At 63.1% G+C, this 17,212-nt stretch carries 13 protein-coding genes; 7 read left to right on the top strand and 6 right to left on the bottom strand.

All coding sequences use genetic code 11. The features are described from left to right. The first annotated feature begins 181 nt into the window (after positions 1-181). A complete protein-coding gene (locus CRO06_RS08000) occupies positions 182-1,540 on the top strand; it encodes an ABC1 kinase family protein (RefSeq protein ID WP_035450962.1) in 1,359 nt (452 codons plus the stop codon). Between the two features lie 7 nt (positions 1,541-1,547). Here CRO06_RS08000 and CRO06_RS07995 read toward each other — a convergent pair whose 3' ends face one another. From CRO06_RS07995 to CRO06_RS07970, 6 genes are all read right to left on the bottom strand, one after another. Further along, the gene (locus CRO06_RS07995) at positions 1,548-2,606 is read right to left on the bottom strand and encodes a putative solute-binding protein (protein WP_026949183.1); all 1,059 of its coding nucleotides are present in this window, start codon (positions 2,604-2,606) and stop codon (positions 1,548-1,550) included. Positions 2,607-2,628: 22 nt separating this feature from the next. After that, entirely contained in the window at positions 2,629-3,810 is a 1,182-nt protein-coding gene (locus CRO06_RS07990; RefSeq protein ID WP_097058170.1) for a putative solute-binding protein, read from the bottom strand. Between the two features lie 185 nt (positions 3,811-3,995). Continuing rightward, positions 3,996-4,772 (bottom strand): YciK family oxidoreductase, encoded by a 777-nt coding sequence (locus CRO06_RS07985; RefSeq protein ID WP_097058169.1) that lies wholly within the window; start codon positions 4,770-4,772, stop codon positions 3,996-3,998. Then, on the bottom strand, positions 4,769-5,449 hold the full coding sequence (locus CRO06_RS07980) for an HAD-IA family hydrolase (protein WP_097058168.1): 681 nt from the start codon (positions 5,447-5,449) through the stop codon (positions 4,769-4,771). The genes CRO06_RS07985 and CRO06_RS07980 overlap by 4 nt, the downstream gene beginning before the upstream one ends. 15 nt (positions 5,450-5,464) lie before the next feature. Further along, positions 5,465-6,178 (bottom strand): bifunctional 2-polyprenyl-6-hydroxyphenol methylase/3-demethylubiquinol 3-O-methyltransferase UbiG, encoded by a 714-nt coding sequence (gene ubiG, locus CRO06_RS07975; RefSeq protein WP_097058167.1) that lies wholly within the window; start codon positions 6,176-6,178, stop codon positions 5,465-5,467. Beyond that, entirely contained in the window at positions 6,175-7,503 is a 1,329-nt protein-coding gene (locus CRO06_RS07970) for a TRZ/ATZ family hydrolase (RefSeq protein WP_022996435.1), read from the bottom strand. Before CRO06_RS07970 ends, ubiG begins: the two co-directional genes overlap by 4 nt. A 380-nt stretch (positions 7,504-7,883) precedes the next feature. On the opposite strand from CRO06_RS07970, the gene gyrA reads away from it, so the two are divergent. From gyrA to cmk, 6 genes are all read left to right on the top strand, one after another. Next, positions 7,884-10,583, top strand: coding sequence for a DNA gyrase subunit A (gyrA, locus tag CRO06_RS07965; protein ID WP_022996436.1), 2,700 nt, complete (start codon positions 7,884-7,886; stop codon positions 10,581-10,583). Positions 10,584-10,659: 76 nt separating this feature from the next. Further along, a complete protein-coding gene (gene serC, locus CRO06_RS07960; RefSeq protein ID WP_026949179.1) occupies positions 10,660-11,739 on the top strand; it encodes a 3-phosphoserine/phosphohydroxythreonine transaminase in 1,080 nt (359 codons plus the stop codon). A gap of 196 nt (positions 11,740-11,935) precedes the next feature. Then, on the top strand, positions 11,936-13,018 hold the full coding sequence (gene pheA, locus CRO06_RS07955) for a prephenate dehydratase (protein ID WP_022996438.1): 1,083 nt from the start codon (positions 11,936-11,938) through the stop codon (positions 13,016-13,018). Between the two features lie 39 nt (positions 13,019-13,057). Further along, on the top strand, positions 13,058-14,170 hold the full coding sequence (hisC, locus tag CRO06_RS07950; RefSeq protein WP_097058166.1) for a histidinol-phosphate transaminase: 1,113 nt from the start codon (positions 13,058-13,060) through the stop codon (positions 14,168-14,170). Beyond that, the gene (locus CRO06_RS07945; protein WP_097058165.1) at positions 14,170-16,413 is read left to right on the top strand and encodes a bifunctional prephenate dehydrogenase/3-phosphoshikimate 1-carboxyvinyltransferase; all 2,244 of its coding nucleotides are present in this window, start codon (positions 14,170-14,172) and stop codon (positions 16,411-16,413) included. Before hisC ends, CRO06_RS07945 begins: the two co-directional genes overlap by 1 nt. Further along, a complete protein-coding gene (gene cmk / locus CRO06_RS07940; RefSeq protein ID WP_097058164.1) occupies positions 16,410-17,081 on the top strand; it encodes a (d)CMP kinase in 672 nt (223 codons plus the stop codon). Before CRO06_RS07945 ends, cmk begins: the two co-directional genes overlap by 4 nt. Positions 17,082-17,212: the final 131 nt, after the last annotated feature.

Here is a 17,212-nt window from a genome sequence, read left to right as displayed (position 1 = left end):
TTACCCTTTAAGCCCTGGATCTTTGAGTGGACAGTCGTGAACCAGGATAAAAAAAGGGGACAGAAAGACCGGCTGGTCATAATTAACCTCGAGGTAAAAATCGTCGCGGTTTTTATGGTTACCCTTTTCCGGTAGTTTAGCGGCCCAGGGCGATTCATTTTTAAACAGGGACACAGACGTGATGACACAGCCTTCTTCGGTTACCGGCGCTCGCGCCGATCTGTTGCGCGAGCGCTCCGGTCTGGCGCTGGCGAGGAACACGGCCCGGGGCGCCCTGCGCATCATCGAGACTCTCGGTGTGGTGGGCCGCCAGGGGTTAGGGTGGGCGCTCGGTGATCGTGATGCCCTGCCGGAACGGTTGCGCGCTACTTTTGAATCCCTGGGCGCGACGTACATCAAGCTGGGGCAGTTCATCGCCAGCTCGCCGTCACTGTTTCCGGAAGAGTACGTGGAGGCATTTCAGAAATGCCTGGATCGGACCCCGCCGCTGTCCTTCCACTATATCCGTGGGGTGGTGGAGGAGGAACTGGGCGGTAGCCTGGAGCAGCATTTCCAATGGGTGGATCCGCGTCCGCTGGCCAGCGCCTCCATTGCCCAGGTGCACGCGGCGCGCCTGCACAACGGTGCCGAGGTGGTGATCAAGGTGCAGCGCCCCGGAGTGCGCAATGTGCTGCTTACCGATTTCAACTTTCTCTATTTCTCCGCCCGGGTGATCGAATCACTGGCGCCGGGGTTGAGCCGCTCGGCGCTGTCCGGGGTCATCGAGGAGCTGCAGGCGGGAATGATGGAGGAGTGCGACTTCCTGCAGGAAGCCCGCAATCTGGAGCAATTCAACGACTTCCTGGCGCAGACCGGTAATCGCGCGGTGGTGGCGCCGCGGCCGATCCGTTCCCATACCACCACCAGGGTGCTGACCATGGAACGATTGCATGGCATGCCAATCACCGATCTTGGCGCCCTGCGTGAGTATACCGACGACCCCGCCGGGGTGCTGATCACAGCGCTGAATACCTGGTTCTCCAGCCTGATGCTGTGCGATTTCTTCCACGCCGATCTGCACGCTGGCAACCTGATGGTGCTGGAAGACGGCCGTGTCGGTTTCATCGACTTCGGCATGGTCGGGCGTATTCGCCGTGAAGCCTGGGAGGGCATGTCCAGTTTTCTTGAGGCGATTGGCAATGGCGACGTCCAGACCATGGCCCGGTCCATGGTGATGGTGGGCATGACCCGGGAAGAAGTGGATGTGGATGCGCTGGCGCGGGATATCACCGCTTTGCAGGAGCGCCTCACCCGGGTCGATCCGTCATCGTTGGTGCAGGCCGACCGCAACGATCGTGAGGTCAATCGTTTGCTGATGGATCTGGTGCGCATCGGCGAGGACCATGGTATCCGGTTCCCGCGGGAGTTCGCTCTGCTGCTCAAGCAGTTTCTCTATTTCGACCGCTACGTGCAGGCATTGGCGCCGGAACTGGATCTTTTCAATGATCAGCGCGTGGATATGTTTGGCGCTCTGGAGCAGATACCCACGGAAGATTCCTAGAACCGGTTTACTCCACCGGATTGGCGCACTCGGCGCGGCGTGCGTCCAGCTTGCAACGGATCCGTTGTTGCAGGTTGAGCATGTCGCCGTCGTAGTAGCCCTGCTCGCGCAACTGCAGGCGGGCATCGCGCATCATCACCTCATAGTCCTGTTTGTCCCGGTCCGGAATCGGCACCCACCAATGGTCCTGTACCTGGCGGGATTCCAGATGCACGCGATCCATCATCTTCCGGTACCCCTCGAAGAACAGCTCCCGCGAGATCTGCGCCATATCCGCCGGGAAGCGGTCCTTGTGGCCCACCAGCTGCAGGCTGATCTGCGCCAGCGGATAGTCGATGATACCGCCGTCCGGCGTCATACCCTTGTACAGCTCCATGATCTGATAGGCGGCTAACGGCGCCGCCAGCACATCCACCACGCCGTTGTTGAACTTGTTGGGCGCGCTGACCAGATCCGATGGCACCGGTGACGCTCCCACCTGGGCGACCATCTCCGCCTGCGTCGGGTCGTAATCCAGAACCGCCACTTTCTTGCCGGCGGCCTTGGCCAGGGTATTGATGCGTTTGTCGTTGACGAAAATATAGGCGGCGCCGGCGGGAGCGATGCCGAGGATTACGTAGTCACCTTCCACCATGCGCGGTGCCGATTTCGGATTGGCCAATACCTCCAGCAGGATGCGCATGTGCTCTTCACTGGGCACGCCGCCGATGGAATCGATGGTGCCGGTGTACTTGTTGAAAAGCCGCGCGCGCATGCCGGTCATCAGGGCCGCGTCGCACTGGCGTGCCTTGAGCGCCTCGACCATGACCCGCTCATTGGTATAGGGCTCCAGATCAATGTTGAGGCCATACTCCAGGAAACGGGCCTTCTGATCCTGGGCCACGGAGAAAATCGGCCCGTTGCGGCCGACCAGATCCCAAATGCAGATGGTCAGATGGCGGCGCTCCTGGAACGCCTTGGTGACCGCGCCGGGAGCCGGTTCTTCGCTCTGTTGAGCCATCAGAGCGGGGGGCAGGCCAAGCAGCGCCAGCAGGGGCAGGGCGGTATACAGCCAGCGGTGGATCATGGTTCGCGTCTCCAACTGGCGCTCAGGAATTGGAACACTCACCGCGAGACGGCGTGTATTTGCAGCGGATCCGCTTCTGCAGGTCGAGCATGCGGCCGTCGTAGTAGCCTTGCTTGCGCAATACATTGCGGGCGTCCTGCATCATGCTTTCGTAAACGCGGCGTTCCTTATCCGGGATATGGATCCACCAGCGGTCCGGCACCCGATCCTCCTCGATCTTCACCCGCGCGCGGATGCGGTCGTAGGCCTCGAACGACGCTTCGCGCACCAGTTGGGCGATCTCGTTGGGAAATTTGTCCAGCCGGCCCACCAGCTGCATGCTGATCTGCGCCAGCGGAAAATCGACGATACCGCCGTCCGGCGTCATCCCCTTGTACAGCTCCAGAAGCTCGTAGGCGATCAGGGGGGCGGCCAGAATATCCACCACGCCGTTGTTGAATTTGTTCGGGGCGCTGACGATATCCGAGGGCACCGGCGTGGCGCCGATACCGGCGACCATCTCCGCCTGGGTCTTGTCGTAGTCCAGCACCACCACTTTCTTGCCGGCGGCCTTGGCCAGGGAACTGATCTGTTTGTCGTTGACGAAGATATGGGCGGCACCGCCGGGGTACACGCCCATGATCACATAGTCGCCATGCACCATTTTGTCCGCCTGGCTGGGATGGGCGAGTACTTCCAGCAGGGTGCGCATGTGGTCGTTGTCCGGCACCCCGCCGATGGAATCGATGGTGCCGGTGTAGACATTGAAATCACGGGCACGAAAGCCGGTCATCAGCGCCGCGTCGCAGCGGCCGGCTTTCAATTCATCCACCATGATCGACTCATTGGTGAACGGGATCATTTCCAGATTGATGCCGTACTCCAGCGCCAGAGCCCGCTGCTCCATGGCGGCGTGAAAGATCGGTCCATTGCGGCCGGCGATGTCCCAGATACAGATTTTGCGCTTGAGCGCGGTGCCTGGCGGCATCTGGTCGATGCCCACCAACTTGCTGATCGCCTTGAGCCGCACCCGCACCGGCATGTCCCGTGAATAAAAGACACTGGCCAGTTCTGATACCAGCGAATCACTGATGGTGACCCCGGGCAGCAGCTTTTCCATTTTCGCTTTCTGTTCCGGTGACAGGCGCAGGTCTTCGGCACTGACGGTAGCGATACCGGTGAGCAGAACGAGAAGCGTGGCGGCCCTTATCAATAAGGCTTTCATAAAGGTCCCTTTTTGTTGTTGGCGTGGGCGCTATGACAGGAGGGCCGCTTTCTCGGGCCCGTGCAAAAAGTAATAGCACAGTTGTTCCGGTCGCCGGGCACCATGACGACGTTTGGCTTTGTCGCTATAGCCAAGGGGATGTTGCATATGGGGAGGGGCGCGGCCCGTGAGTGGGCCGCGATTCGTTATTTGGGCTGCGCGTCCAGAGAAACGCCGTTTACGTTGCTGCTGTCCGGGCCCAGCAGATAAAGATAGACCGGTAACAGCTCTTCCGGGGTTTTCAGCGTCATCGGGTCTTCGCCGGGGTAGGCGTTGGCACGCATGGCGGTACGGGTGGCGCCGGGGTTGACCGTGTTGACGCGGATCTTGGAGGTGTTTTCCAGTTCCTCGGCGAGCACCTGGGCCAGATTCTCGGTGGCTGCCTTGGACACCGAATAGGCTCCCCAGTAGGCGCGGCCGCGCCGGCCGACACTGGATGAAGTGAACAGGATGCGGGCGTCGTTGCTGTCGCGAAGTAACGGCAACAGCGCCTGGGTCAGGTAGAAGGCGGCGTTGACGTTCACCTGCATGACCGAGTCCCAGGTGTCGGCGCTGTAGCCGTCCATGGGAGTGATGTCGCCAAGCAGCGAGGCGTTGTGGAGCACGCCGTCCAGACGACCGAACTCTTTCTCGAACAGGCTGGCCAGCTCCAGATAATCACTGGGACGGGCGACCGTCATGTTGACCGGCGCCAGGGCCGGTTCGGGGCCGCCGGCGGCTTTGATTTCGTCGTACACCGCTTCCAGCTTCGACTGGGTACGGCCCAGCAGGATCACGGTGGCGCCGTGCCGGGCCAGTCCCAGGGACACGGCCCGGCCGATGCCGTCGCCGGCGCCGGTCACCAGGATGATGCGATCCTTGAAGGCTTTATCCGGACATTGATACGTCACCGCCTGGCTATTCAGGGACTGCAGATCGGTCATGTCAGGCTCCCGCTTGTCAGGGTTTTCAGTAAGGGTAACAGGTCTTCGCCCCGCTCCAGCAGGTGGTCCGCCTGCCAGCCGTGGGGGTCGTCGTCGGCGTCGATGTAACCGAACGCGGCCACCGCGGTGGCCATGCCGGCGTTCTTGCCAGCCTGAATGTCGCGCAGGTGATCACCGACGTAAAGACAAGCAACCGGGTTAACCCCATCCCGCCCGGCTGCCATCAGCAAACCTTCCGGGGCCGGTTTGCTCTGGCGCACGTGATCCGGGCAGATCACCGCGCCAACCCGGGTTGCCAGCCCCAGGCCCTCGAGCACCGGCAAGGTGAAGCGCTCCGGTTTGTTGGTGACGATGCCCCAGGGCAGGTCATGCTGGTCGAGCCAGTCCAGGGTGTCGGCCATGCCCTCGAACAGCCGGGTGTCCACCGCCAGATGACCGGCGTAGGCGTCGAGCAATTGATTCAGGTAATTGTCGAAGGCGTCGTCTTCCGGGCCCAGGCCAAAGCCCAGCTCGGTCAGCGCCCGGGCGCCGTTGGATACATTGGCGCGCACCGCCGCATAGCTCACCGCCGGGCGGCCGTGCTCCGCCAACAGGTTATTGAGCACGCTATAAAAGTCCGGCGCGGTGTCGATCAGGGTGCCGTCCAGATCGAAGTAAACAGCCTGCAGAGATGTCATGGAGCCTCGCTAGTGTCAGACCGCTTTAACCGCGTGCATCAGGTAATTGACCGAGACGTCCCGGTTCAATTTGTACACCTGGGTGACCGGGTTGTAGGTCATGCCAGTGGTGTCGCGCACATCCAGGCCGGCATCCCGGGACCAGCCCGCCAGTTCAGACGGGCGGATCAGTTTGGCGTATTCATGGGTGCCGCGCGGCAGCAGGCGCAGCACGTACTCGGCGCCGACAATGGCGAACAGGAATGACTTCGGATTGCGGTTGATGGTGCTGAAGAACACTTGGCCGCCGGGCTTGACCAGCGCGGCGCAGGCGCGGATCACGGAGAACGGGTCCGGGACGTGTTCCAGCATTTCCAGGCAGGTGACCACGTCATACTGGCCGGCCCGCTCGGCGGCGATGTCTTCCGCCGGGGTTTGCAGGTATTCCACTTCCACGCCACTCTGTTCGGCATGTAGCCGTGCCACGGCCAGCGGCGCTTCGCCCATGTCGATGCCGGTGACGGTGGCGCCCCGGCGGGCCATGCCTTCGGAGAGCAGGCCGCCGCCGCAGCCGATGTCGATGACGGTTTTGCCGGGCAAATCCACTCGCTCATCGATGTAGTTCAGGCGCAGCGGGTTGATGTCGTGCAACGGCCGGAATTCGGAGTTCGGGTCCCACCAGCGCTCCGCCAGCGCGTTGAATTTGGCGACTTCGCTGTTGTCCACGTTGCTGTGGGTTACTTCGTTCATTGGCTTTCTCCGGCGATTTTCCGTTGCCATTGTTGAGCATTGTGCACCAGTTGGGCCTCGTTGAGGGTGAGCAGGTTTCGCTCTTTCAACAGGGCGCGGCCGGCGACCCAGACGTCGGTGACCTGATCGCGGCTGGCGGCATAGACCAGTTGGGCCACCGGATCGTAAACCGGCTGGGTCTCCAGGCGGGCCAGATCCACCGCCACCAGATCGGCCTGCTTGCCCGCCTGCAGGGAACCGATCCTGCTCTCCTGTCCCAGGGCGCGGGCGCCGCCCAGAGTGGCCATTTCCAGAATCTCGGCGGCGGGCAGGGCGTCCGCGCGCAGGCTGACGCCCTTGGCCAGGAGGGCGGCGCCGCGCATCTCACCGATCATGTCCAGGTCGTTGTTGCTGGCGGCGCCGTCGGTACCCAGGGCGACGTTGACGCCGGCCTGGCGCAGTTTGTACAGCGGCGAGAAGCCGCTGGCCAGTTTCAGGTTCGACTCCGGGCAATGCACCACATGGGTGCCGGTCTCGGCCAGCCACTGGATTTCCTCGTCCAGTAACTGGGTCATGTGCACGGCCATCAGTCTCGGCGTCAGCAGGCCCAGCCGGCGCAGCCGCGCCAGGGGCCGGTCACCGTTGTGCTCCACCGCCTGCTGGATTTCGCCGGCGGTTTCGTGCACGTGCATCATGATTTGCAGGTCCAGTTCCTCGGCCAGGGTCAGAGCCTGTTCCAGCGGGCCGTCGGATACCGTGTAAGGGGCGTGCGGACCAAATCCCAGGGACAGCCGCGGCTCGTGGCGCCACTGATCGACAGCGTCGGTGGCCAGCCGTAAATAGTCCTCCGGCCCGGACCCCATCGGCGTGGGGAAGTCCATCAGCGGACAGAAAATGGCCGCCCTCAGACCGCTTTCCAGGGTGGCCCTGGCTACCGCGTCGGGAAAGAAATACATGTCGGCGAAGCAGGTGGTGCCGGCGCGAATCATTTCCGCCGCCGCCAGCCGGGTACCCTCGTAAACGAACGGGTCACTGACCCAGCGTCCCTCCGCCGGCCAGATGTGTTTTTCCAGCCAGGTCATCAGCGGAAGGTCGTCGGCGAGGCCGCGAAACAGGTTCATGGCGGCGTGGGTGTGAGCATTGACCAGACCCGGGATCAGCAGATGCCGGTCCAGCCGGCGGACCTCCGTGGCCTGCCATTGCTGGTCCGCCAGCGCACTGGGCAGCAGATCAACGATGGTATCGCCGCGCACCACCACGGCGTGCTGTTCCAGTACCGTGGCGTCCGGCGCCACCGGCGCCACCCAGCGGGCGTGCAGGATCAGGTCGGCCTGATTGTCGCTCATTCAAGGCTCCTTGCTTCAACCGGGGCCGCCGCCGGACGGCGGTGGCCATTAGTGGTGGCGAGTATAGCCTGTCCGGAGGGCAAGGTTCGATGCGCAAGTGCGGTCCGTGGATCTCTATTGTCCCGCGATTCGCTGGCAAGCGGAGCCTCGCCCGGCACGCTTCCCACGGAGCGGCGATGACGCTGCCGTGGGAGCGGCCTCGGCCGCGAATGGAGCGTGCTGGCGTGCAGGCCTGTCGCGGGACGCCAGTGGCTTATCGGCCGTCATGTCGACCATCGGCCCCCAGCCGGAATACTTATTCAGAGCTTCTCAAGCTGTGCTATCATCGTTGACTTTTCCAGGAGCGTCACCCACGCCACCGAGGATACAAAAGGAACGCCATGACGGACCTCGCAAAAGAAGTCACACCCGTCAATATCGAGGACGAACTGAGACAGTCGTACCTGGATTACGCCATGAGCGTGATCGTCGGACGCGCTTTGCCCGACGTGCGCGACGGCCTGAAACCGGTGCACCGGCGTGTGTTGTTCGCCATGCACGAGCTCAACAACCATTGGAACCGGCCGTACCTGAAGTCCGCCCGGGTGGTGGGCGACGTCATCGGTAAGTACCACCCCCATGGTGACTCCGCCGTATACGACACCATCGTGCGTATGGCCCAGCCGTTCTCGCTGCGCTACATGCTGGTGGACGGGCAGGGCAACTTCGGTTCCATCGACGGCGACTCCGCCGCGGCCATGCGATACACCGAGGTGCGCATGGCCAAGATCGCCCACGAGCTGCAGGCCGATCTGGACAAGGAAACGGTGGATTTCGTCGACAACTACGACGGCACCGAGAGGATCCCGGAAGTGATGCCCACGCGGGTGCCGAACCTGCTGGTCAATGGCTCCTCCGGTATCGCCGTGGGCATGGCCACCAACATTCCGCCGCACAATCTGGGCGAAGTGATCGACGGCTGTCTGGCGCTGATCGACGACGACAGCCTGACCCCGGACGACCTGATGCAATACATCCAGGGCCCGGACTTCCCCACCGCTGGCATCATCAATGGCCGCGCCGGCATCGTGCAGGCGTACCGTACCGGCCGGGGCCGTATCTACGTGCGCGCCCGCGCCACCGTGGAAGAGGCGGACAAGAGCGGCAAGGAAGCAATCATCGTCACCGAGCTGCCGTATCAGGTGAACAAGGCGCGGCTGATCGAGAAGATCGCCGAGCTGGTCAAAGAGAAGAAAATCGAAGGCATCACCGAGCTGCGTGACGAGTCCGACAAAGAGGGCATGCGCATCTACATCGAGCTGCGTCGTGGCGAGAACGGTGACGTGGTGCTCAACAATCTCTATCAGCAGACGCAGATGGAGTCGGTGTTCGGCATCAATATGGTGGCGTTGGAAGACGGCCAGCCGAAGACACTGAACCTGCGCCAGCTGCTGGACGCTTTCCTGCGGCATCGCCGCGAAGTGGTTACCCGCCGCACCGTCTATGAATTGCGCAAAGCACGGGAAAAGGCGCATTTGCTGGAAGGCCTGGCGGTGGCTCTGGCCAACATCGACCCGGTGATCGAACTGATCAAGGCGTCGCCGAGCGGCGCCGAGGCCCGGGAAAAGCTGCTGGCCAAGGGCTGGCAGCCCGGCGATGTGCTGACCATGCTCGAACGCGCCGGTGGCGAGGATATCGCTCGTCCGGACAATCTGGACGAGCAGTTCGGCCTGCGTGACGGGCTTTACTACCTGTCTCCGGAACAGGCTCAGGCGATCCTGGATCTGCGCCTGCAGAAACTGACCGGCCTGGAGCGGGAGAAGCTGGTCACGGACTACCAGGAGTTGCTGGAACAGATCCGTGAGTTGAGCCTGATTCTGGCCGACCCGGAGCGCCTGCTTGAGGTGATTCGCGAGGAACTGCAAGCGATTCGTGACGAGTACGCGGATGAGCGCCGTTCCGAAATTCAGACTTCCCGCTCCGACCTGAGCATGGAAGATCTGATCGCCGAGGAAACCGTGGTGGTCACACTCAGCCACGGCGGTTACGCCAAGATTCAACCCATCGACACTTATACCGCGCAGCGTCGCGGCGGTCGCGGCAAGGCGGCGACGACGGTGAAGGATGAGGACTATGTCGAGCAGCTGCTGGTGGCCGGCACCCACGATACGCTGTTGTGTTTCACCAGCATCGGCAAGGTGTACTGGCTGCGGGTGTTCGAATTGCCGCAGGGCGGGCGCAACTCCCGCGGTAAACCGATCGTCAATCTGATCCCGGCGTTGCAGAAGGAAGAGCGGATCACCGCTATCCTGCGGCTGGACGCGGAAATGGTGCGTCAGCAGGGCAATACCGACGACGAGGACGAGAACGAGGCGGAAGGCGCCGATGTCATCGAAGACGCCGAGGGTGTGGAAGAAGTGGATACCACTCCCGGCCCGTTCATCTTCATGGCCATTTCCAATGGTGTGGTGAAACGCACCGAACTGGCCAAATTCGCCCGGCCGCGCAGCAATGGTCTGATCGCGGTCAAACTGCAGGAAGGCGAGCACCTGGTGAACGTGGCCATTACCCAGGGCGCCGAGGATGTGGTGCTGGTGGCCGGCAACGGCAAAGTGGTGCGTTTCCAGGAATCCAAGGTTCGGGTCATGGGCCGCACCGCGCGGGGCGTGCGCGGCATGAAAGTCGCCGATGGCGAGGAAGTGATCGCGCTGATCGTACCGCAGGAAGGCGGCCAACTGCTGACCGCGTCCGAGCACGGCTATGGCAAGCGTACCGATCTGAGCGAGTTCCCGACCAAGGGGCGCGGCACCCAGGGTGTGATCGGCATGGTGGTCAATGAGCGCAACGGTTCTCTGGTCGGCGCCGCTCAGGTATTTGGCGAGGAGGACATCATGCTGATCTCCAACCAGGGCACGCTGGTGCGTACCCGGGTCGATGAGGTCAGCCATCTGAGCCGTAACACCCAGGGTGTGCGCCTGATCCGTCTTGGTGATGGTGAGGCGCTGTCCGGTCTGGCCACCATTCCCGAGCTGGAAGGCGCGGAGGACGTCGTCGACGACCTGGAAGAGAATCCGGAAGAAGACGGAAACGGAGAAGACTGAGGTTCCGTTTCCTGCTCCCGGCATGACCATTCCGGCCCGGTTCGACCGGGCCGTTTTATCGATACGGAGAAACTGAATGTCCCGCGCTTTCAACTTTTGCGCTGGTCCGGCGGCGTTGCCGGAAGCAGTGTTGCGTCAAGCCCAGGAAGAGTTGCTGGATTTTCGCGGCACCGGCATGTCGGTGATGGAAATGAGCCACCGTGATCAGGTGGTGGTGGAACTGGCCCAGCGTGCGGAGCAGGATCTGCGGGATTTGCTGGGTATCTCCGACGATTACGCGGTGTTGTTCCTGCACGGCGGCGCCAGCACCCAGTTCGCCATGGTGCCGCTGAACCTGATGGGGGACAACGGCAAGGCGGACTACGTCAACACCGGGCAGTGGTCCAGCAAAGCGATCAAGGAAGCGCGCCGTTACGGTGACATCAACGTGGCGGCCAGCAGCGAGGATCGCAACTTCAGCTATGTGCCGCCGCAAGCGGACTGGACGTTGTCCGCCGATGCCGATTACGTGCATTACTGTCCGAACGAAACCATCGGCGGCCTGGAGTTTGACTTCATTCCCGAGGTGGACAAGCCGCTGGTGGCGGACATGAGCTCCACCATCCTGTCCCGGCCCCTGGACGTGAACCGGTTCGGCCTGATCTACGCCGGCGCGCAAAAGAATATCGGCCCGGCCGGCATCACCCTGGTGATCGTGCGCCGCGATTTGCTGGGGCGCGCGGGGGCCAAAGTGCCGGCGATGCTGAACTATCAGATCCACGCCGACAACGATTCCATGTACAACACGCCGCCGACCTTCGCCTGGTATCTGGCCGGTCTGGTGTTCCAGTGGCTCAAGGAGCAGGGCGGCTTGACCGCCATGGCCACCATCAATGAGCGCAAGGCGACGCGGCTGTACGACTTCATTGATGCCAGCGATTTCTACAGCAACCCGGTGGAGAAGGCCAATCGCAGCTGGATGAACGTGCCGTTCGTGTTGGCCGACAGCGATCTGGACAAGGTTTTCCTGGCCGAGGCGGGCGCCGCCGGTTTGCACAATCTGAAAGGTCACCGCAGCGTGGGCGGCATGCGGGCCAGCATTTATAACGCGGTGCCGGAGGCCGCGGTGGAGGCCCTGGTGGCGTTCATGGCGGATTTCGAGAAGCGAAAGGGGTAAAGCGCTAACGCGCGAAACGCCGGCACGCGTATAACGCGCTGGCACGCCATGTTGGGTGGGGGTGTCGAAAGCGGCGGATATGGCGATTGCCGGTGGTGCCCGCAAAGACGATGGGAAACAATGGTGGCACAATCCGGCCGTGCGCTCCCCGCGGTGCGTGGGCGTTATCCGTGCCGGCGTGCAAGCGAGAGAGACAATGACCGATTCGTTGGACAGCCTGAGGGATCAAATCGACGCTCTGGATCAGCAGCTCCAGACGTTGCTCAATCGCCGGGCCGAACTGGCCCATGCGGTGGCGGATGTGAAGCGCCGCGAGGACAGCAATCCGGTGTTCTATCGCCCTGAACGCGAGGCCCAGGTGCTGCAGCGTATCAAGGAGCGCAACCAGGGCCCCATCGACGGTGAGGCCATGGCCCGGCTGTTCCGCGAGGTGATGAGTATTTGCCTGGCGCTGGAACAGCCCATGCGGGTGGCATTCCTGGGACCGGAGGGCACCTTCACCCAGCAGGCGGCGATCAAGCACTTTGGCCACGCGGTGGAAAGCGTGCCGCTTGGCGCGATCGACGAAGTGTTCCGTGAAGTGGAAGCCGGGGCCGCCCATTACGGCGTGGTGCCGGTGGAAAACTCCACCGAGGGCATGGTCAGCCATACCCTGGACACCTTCATGTCCTCCAGCCTGAAAATCTGCGGCGAGGTGGAGCTGCGCATCCACCACCATTTGCTGGCGGGACCTCACACCCGCCGTGACAAGGTCACCCGCGTTTATTCGCACCAGCAAACCCTGGCCCAGTGCCGCCAGTGGCTGGATGCGCATCTGCCCACGGTGGAGCGTATTCCGGTGAGTTCCAACGCGGAGGCCGCGCGGCGGCTGCGCGACGAATGGAACGCGCTGGCCATCGCCGGCGACATGGCGGCCGAGCTTTATGGGCTGGAGCGGGTACAGAGTAATATCGAGGACCGTCCGGACAACACCACACGGTTCCTGGTGATCGGACGCCAGGACACGCCGCCGTCCGGCCGTGACAAGACCAGCATGCTGGTCACCGGCAAGAATCGCCCCGGGCTGCTTTCCGATATGCTGCTGCCGTTCCGCGAACAGGGCGTCAACCTGACTCGTCTGGAAAGCCGTCCGTCACGTACCGCCAACTGGAGCTATGTGTTCTTCATCGATTGCGAAGGGCACAAGGAAGATCCGCTGTTGAAGAGCGTGCTGGAAAAGCTGGAAGGGGATGGCAACACCATCCGTATCCTGGGCTCCTACCCCAAAGCGGTATTGTAGAAAAGGCCGTGGATTCGGCCTGAACAAACAGGAAACACCATGACCTGCGATTACATCAAACTGGCTAACGGCGGTGTGCAGCGGCTGCAACCCTATTCTCCCGGTAAACCGATCGAGGAACTGGAGCGGGAACTGGGTATTCGCGACATCATCAAACTGGCCAGTAACGAGAACCCTCTGGGGCCCAGTCACAAAGCGCTGGAAGCGGCGAAGCGGGCGCTGGAGCAGGTTCACCTCTATCCTGACGGCGCCGGCTTCGGCCTGAAGACGGCGCTGGCGGAAAAGCTCGGCGCCAACAGCAATCAGATCACCCTGGGTAACGGCTCCAACGATATTCTCGAACTGGTGGCCCGGGCTTATCTGCAGCCCGGGGAAGAGACGGTCTACGCGGAATACGCGTTCGCCATCTATCCATTGGTGACCGTGGCCTGCTCGGCCAAACCGGTGATGGTGCCGGCGCATCTCTATGGCCACGATCTGGCCGCCATGGCGGACGCCATCAACCAGAACACCCGTATCGTGTTCCTGGCCAACCCGAACAACCCCACCGGCACCTGGTTCAATGATGTGGCGCTGGACCGTTTCCTTGAGCGGGTGCCGGAAGATGTACTGGTGGTTTTGGATGAGGCCTATTTCGAGTATGTGGAAGAGGCCCATTACCCCGACGGTCTGCGCCGGCTGGCGCGCTATCCGAACCTGATCGTCACCCGCACCTTTTCCAAGATTCACGGGCTTGCCGGGCTGCGGGTGGGCTATGCGGTGTCGCATCCGGACGTGGCCGATATCCTCAACCGGGTGCGTCAGCCGTTCAACGTCAATATCCCCGCCCTGGCCGCCGCCGAGGCGGCGCTGGACGATACCGACCATCTGGAGAACTCCCGCTGCGAGAACACCGCCGGTCTCGGCCAGTTGGTGGAAGGGCTGAATCAGCTCGGGCTGGAGCATATTCCCTCGGTGGCCAACTTCATTACCGTGGATTGCGCCGGTGAGGCCTTGCCGGTGTACGAGGCGCTGCTGCGTGAAGGCGTCATCGTGCGCCCGCTGGGCGGCTATGGTCTGCCCAACCACCTGCGCGTCACGGTGGGCACGGCGCGGGAAAACGAACGTTTCCTGAAGGCCCTGGGCAAGGTCATCAAAGCGGGGGCGCGCTGATGAGCCGTGACGCCCCGCTGTTTCGACGGGTGGCGATCATCGGGCTGGGCCTGATCGGCGGCTCTTTTGCCGCCGCTTTGCGGGAGCGGGGCCTGGCGGGCACGCTGGTGGCCGGCAGCCGTTCCGCCCGGACCCTGGAACAGGGCCTGGCCATGGGGCTGATCGATGAAGGCAGCCAGGATCTGGCGTTGGCGGTGCGTGGCGCCGATCTGGTGTTGCTTTCGACGCCGGTGTCAGCAATGGAGCGCTCCCTGGCGGCGCTGGCGCCGGGGCTGTCGGAGCGCGCCATCGTCACCGACGGCGGCAGCGTCAAGGGCAGTGTCATCGCCGCCGCTCGCCGGACGCTGGGGGGGCATTTTTCCCGCTTCGTGCCCGGACATCCCATCGCCGGAAAGGAAACCAGCGGCGTGGCCGCCGCCGACGCCGGCCTCTACCAGGATCACCGGGTGATTCTCACGCCGCTGGCGCAGACCGATCCGGCGGCCACCCGCGCGGTGCGTGAACTGTGGACCGCGCTGGGCAGCGAAGTGCTGGAGATGACGCCGGAGCATCACGACCGCGTGCTGGCGGAAACCAGCCATTTGCCCCATCTTCTGGCGTTTTCCCTGGTCGATACCCTGGCACGCCAGGGCGATTCCACGGAGATCTTCCGCTACGCCGCCGGGGGATTCCGCGATTTCACCCGTATCGCCAGTTCCGACCCGGTGATGTGGCACGATATCTTTCAGGAGAACCGGCGGGCGGTGCTGGATGCTCTGGCCCTGTTCCGGGATGGCATCGACGGTTTCCGTGACGCCATCGAGGCCGGTGACTCCGACGCCCTGATGGGTATCATGACCCGCGCCAACACGGCACGGGCCCATTTTCTGGCGCTCAATGCGAGGACCTCCTATACGCAGGCGCGCCATTCGGATAACGAGAGCAGCATGAGCGATCAGCACGATCCCACCTTCGTGGTTCAGCCCGGTGGCAGCCTGCGGGGCCGCGCCCGGGTGCCCGGCGACAAATCCATTTCCCACCGGTCCATCATGCTCGGCGCTCTGGCTGACGGCATCACGGAAGTGGAAGGGTTTCTCGAAGGGGAGGACGCGCTTGCCACCTTGCAGGCGTTCCGTGACATGGGCGTGGTGATCGAAGGCCCCCATAACGGCAAGGTCACCGTGCATGGGGTCGGTTTGCACGGCCTGAAGGACCCGGGCAAGCCGCTCTACATGGGCAACTCCGGCACCTCCATGCGCTTGCTCACCGGGCTGCTGGCCGGTCAGGCGTTTGACGTTACCCTCACCGGTGATGCTTCGCTGTCCAAGCGGCCGATGGAACGGGTGGCCAAACCGCTGCGGGAAATGGGCGCCAGTATTCAAACCGGCGACGGCGGCCGCCCGCCGGTGCGGATCCGTGGCGGGCAGACACTCAAGGGCTTTCATTATGACTTGCCGATGGCGTCCGCCCAGGTCAAATCCGCGCTGTTGCTGGCAGGGCTTTACGCCCAGGGCGAGACAGCGGTGACGGAACCGGCGCCGACCCGCGATCACACCGAACGCATGCTCTCCGGTTTCGGTTATCCGGTGCGCAGTGAAGGGCCGCTACGCGCGGTCACCGGGGGCGGCGCCCTGCGCGCTTGTCATCTGGAAGTTCCGGCGGATATTTCTTCTTCCGCGTTCCTGCTGGTTGGCGCTTCCATCGCGGCGGGCAGTGACGTGCTGCTGCCTCATGTCGGCATCAACCCGACCCGTACCGGCGTGATCGATATCCTGCGTTTGATGGGGGCCGATATCACCCTGGAGAATCAACGTGACAGCGGCGGCGAGTCGGTGGCGGATCTGCGGGTCAGAAGCGCGCCGCTCAAGGGTATCGAGATTCCCGCCGAGCTGGTGCCGCTGGCCATTGATGAATTTCCGGCGATCTTTGTCGCCGCCGCCTGTGCTGAAGGCGACACCGTGCTGCACGGCGCCGAGGAACTGCGGGTGAAGGAGTCCGATCGCATTCAGGTGATGGCCGACGGCCTGAGCGCCCTGGGCGTGGATCTGGAGGTGTTCGAGGATGGCATCCGCATTACCGGCGGTGTTCTCGGTGGTGCCGAGGTGGAATCCCACGATGATCACCGGATCGCCATGAGCTTCGCCATTGCCGGGCTGCGCGCCACGGCGCCGATCACCATTCGCCATTGTGCCACTGTGGCCACCAGCTTCCCCGGGTTCGCCGACCTGATGCGGTCGCTGGGGCTGGGCCTGGAGGTTCGATGATTCCTATTATCGCCATTGACGGACCGGTTTCCTCCGGCAAGGGCACCGTGGCGCGGCGGGTAGCGTCCGCGCTGGGCTGGCATCTGCTTGATTCCGGCGCCCTGTACCGGGTGCTTGGGCTGTATGCGCGACACCAGGGGGTGGCCCTGGATAACAAGCTCGAGCTGGTGGACCTGGCGGAGAATCTGCCTGTCCGGTTCGTGGAGCGGGGCGGGGACACCCGCGTGGTGCTCGAGGAAACCGACGTCAGCGAGGAGATCCGCCAGGAAAGCGTGGGCGAACTGGCCAGCCAGGTGGCGGTGTTGCAGCCGGTTCGCGATGCCTTGTTCGCACGTCAGCGGGCGTTCGCCCAGGCGCCGGGATTGGTGGCGGACGGTCGTGACATGGGCACGGTGGTGTTTCGTGACGCCCCGCTGAAGATCTATTTGACCGCCAGCGCCGAGGAGCGCGCCCGGCGGCGCTACAATCAGTTGAAAGAAAAGGGGTTTGATGCTACCCTCGCGGCCCTTGTGGAGGATATTCGTACTCGTGATGAGCGGGATATGAAGCGCTCCGTGGCACCGCTGAAACCGGCGGAAGATGCCCTGGAGCTGGACTCCACGGACCTGACTGTGGATCAGGTGGTCGCGCGTATCCTCGATGAGGCAGCGGCCCGCTCACTGATCTGACGATCAGGCACAATTGGTTTTCAGAGCCCGAACCGGCTCTTTAAACGGCTTCGGACGCGCCCTGATTGCGGTGGTGCGGCTGGAGCCGTTGCTGCATAACGAACGCCAGCCCCTTACAGTAAACCAGCTTG

The organism is Alloalcanivorax xenomutans, assembly GCF_900217905.1.
Lineage (GTDB): Bacteria > Pseudomonadota > Gammaproteobacteria > Pseudomonadales > Alcanivoracaceae > Alloalcanivorax > Alloalcanivorax xenomutans.
Note: the sequence above shows the minus strand (reverse complement) of the source record. Positions and strands in the feature narration are given on the sequence as shown.

Excerpts from the sequence above, each read along its gene's own strand:
- CRO06_RS08000 (WP_035450962.1), top strand. The coding sequence starts at position 182 with ATGACACAGCCTTCTTCGGTTACCGGCGCTCGCGCCGATCTGTTGCGC.
- CRO06_RS07995 (WP_026949183.1), bottom strand. The coding sequence starts at position 2,606 with ATGATCCACCGCTGGCTGTATACCGCCCTGCCCCTGCTGGCGCTGCTT.
- CRO06_RS07990 (WP_097058170.1), bottom strand. The coding sequence starts at position 3,810 with ATGAAAGCCTTATTGATAAGGGCCGCCACGCTTCTCGTTCTGCTCACC.
- CRO06_RS07985 (WP_097058169.1), bottom strand. The coding sequence starts at position 4,772 with ATGACCGATCTGCAGTCCCTGAATAGCCAGGCGGTGACGTATCAATGT.
- CRO06_RS07980 (WP_097058168.1), bottom strand. The coding sequence starts at position 5,449 with ATGACATCTCTGCAGGCTGTTTACTTCGATCTGGACGGCACCCTGATC.
- ubiG (WP_097058167.1), bottom strand. The coding sequence starts at position 6,178 with ATGAACGAAGTAACCCACAGCAACGTGGACAACAGCGAAGTCGCCAAA.
- CRO06_RS07970 (WP_022996435.1), bottom strand. The coding sequence starts at position 7,503 with ATGAGCGACAATCAGGCCGACCTGATCCTGCACGCCCGCTGGGTGGCG.
- gyrA (WP_022996436.1), top strand. The coding sequence starts at position 7,884 with ATGACGGACCTCGCAAAAGAAGTCACACCCGTCAATATCGAGGACGAA.
- serC (WP_026949179.1), top strand. The coding sequence starts at position 10,660 with ATGTCCCGCGCTTTCAACTTTTGCGCTGGTCCGGCGGCGTTGCCGGAA.
- pheA (WP_022996438.1), top strand. The coding sequence starts at position 11,936 with ATGACCGATTCGTTGGACAGCCTGAGGGATCAAATCGACGCTCTGGAT.
- hisC (WP_097058166.1), top strand. The coding sequence starts at position 13,058 with ATGACCTGCGATTACATCAAACTGGCTAACGGCGGTGTGCAGCGGCTG.
- CRO06_RS07945 (WP_097058165.1), top strand. The coding sequence starts at position 14,170 with ATGAGCCGTGACGCCCCGCTGTTTCGACGGGTGGCGATCATCGGGCTG.
- cmk (WP_097058164.1), top strand. The coding sequence starts at position 16,410 with ATGATTCCTATTATCGCCATTGACGGACCGGTTTCCTCCGGCAAGGGC.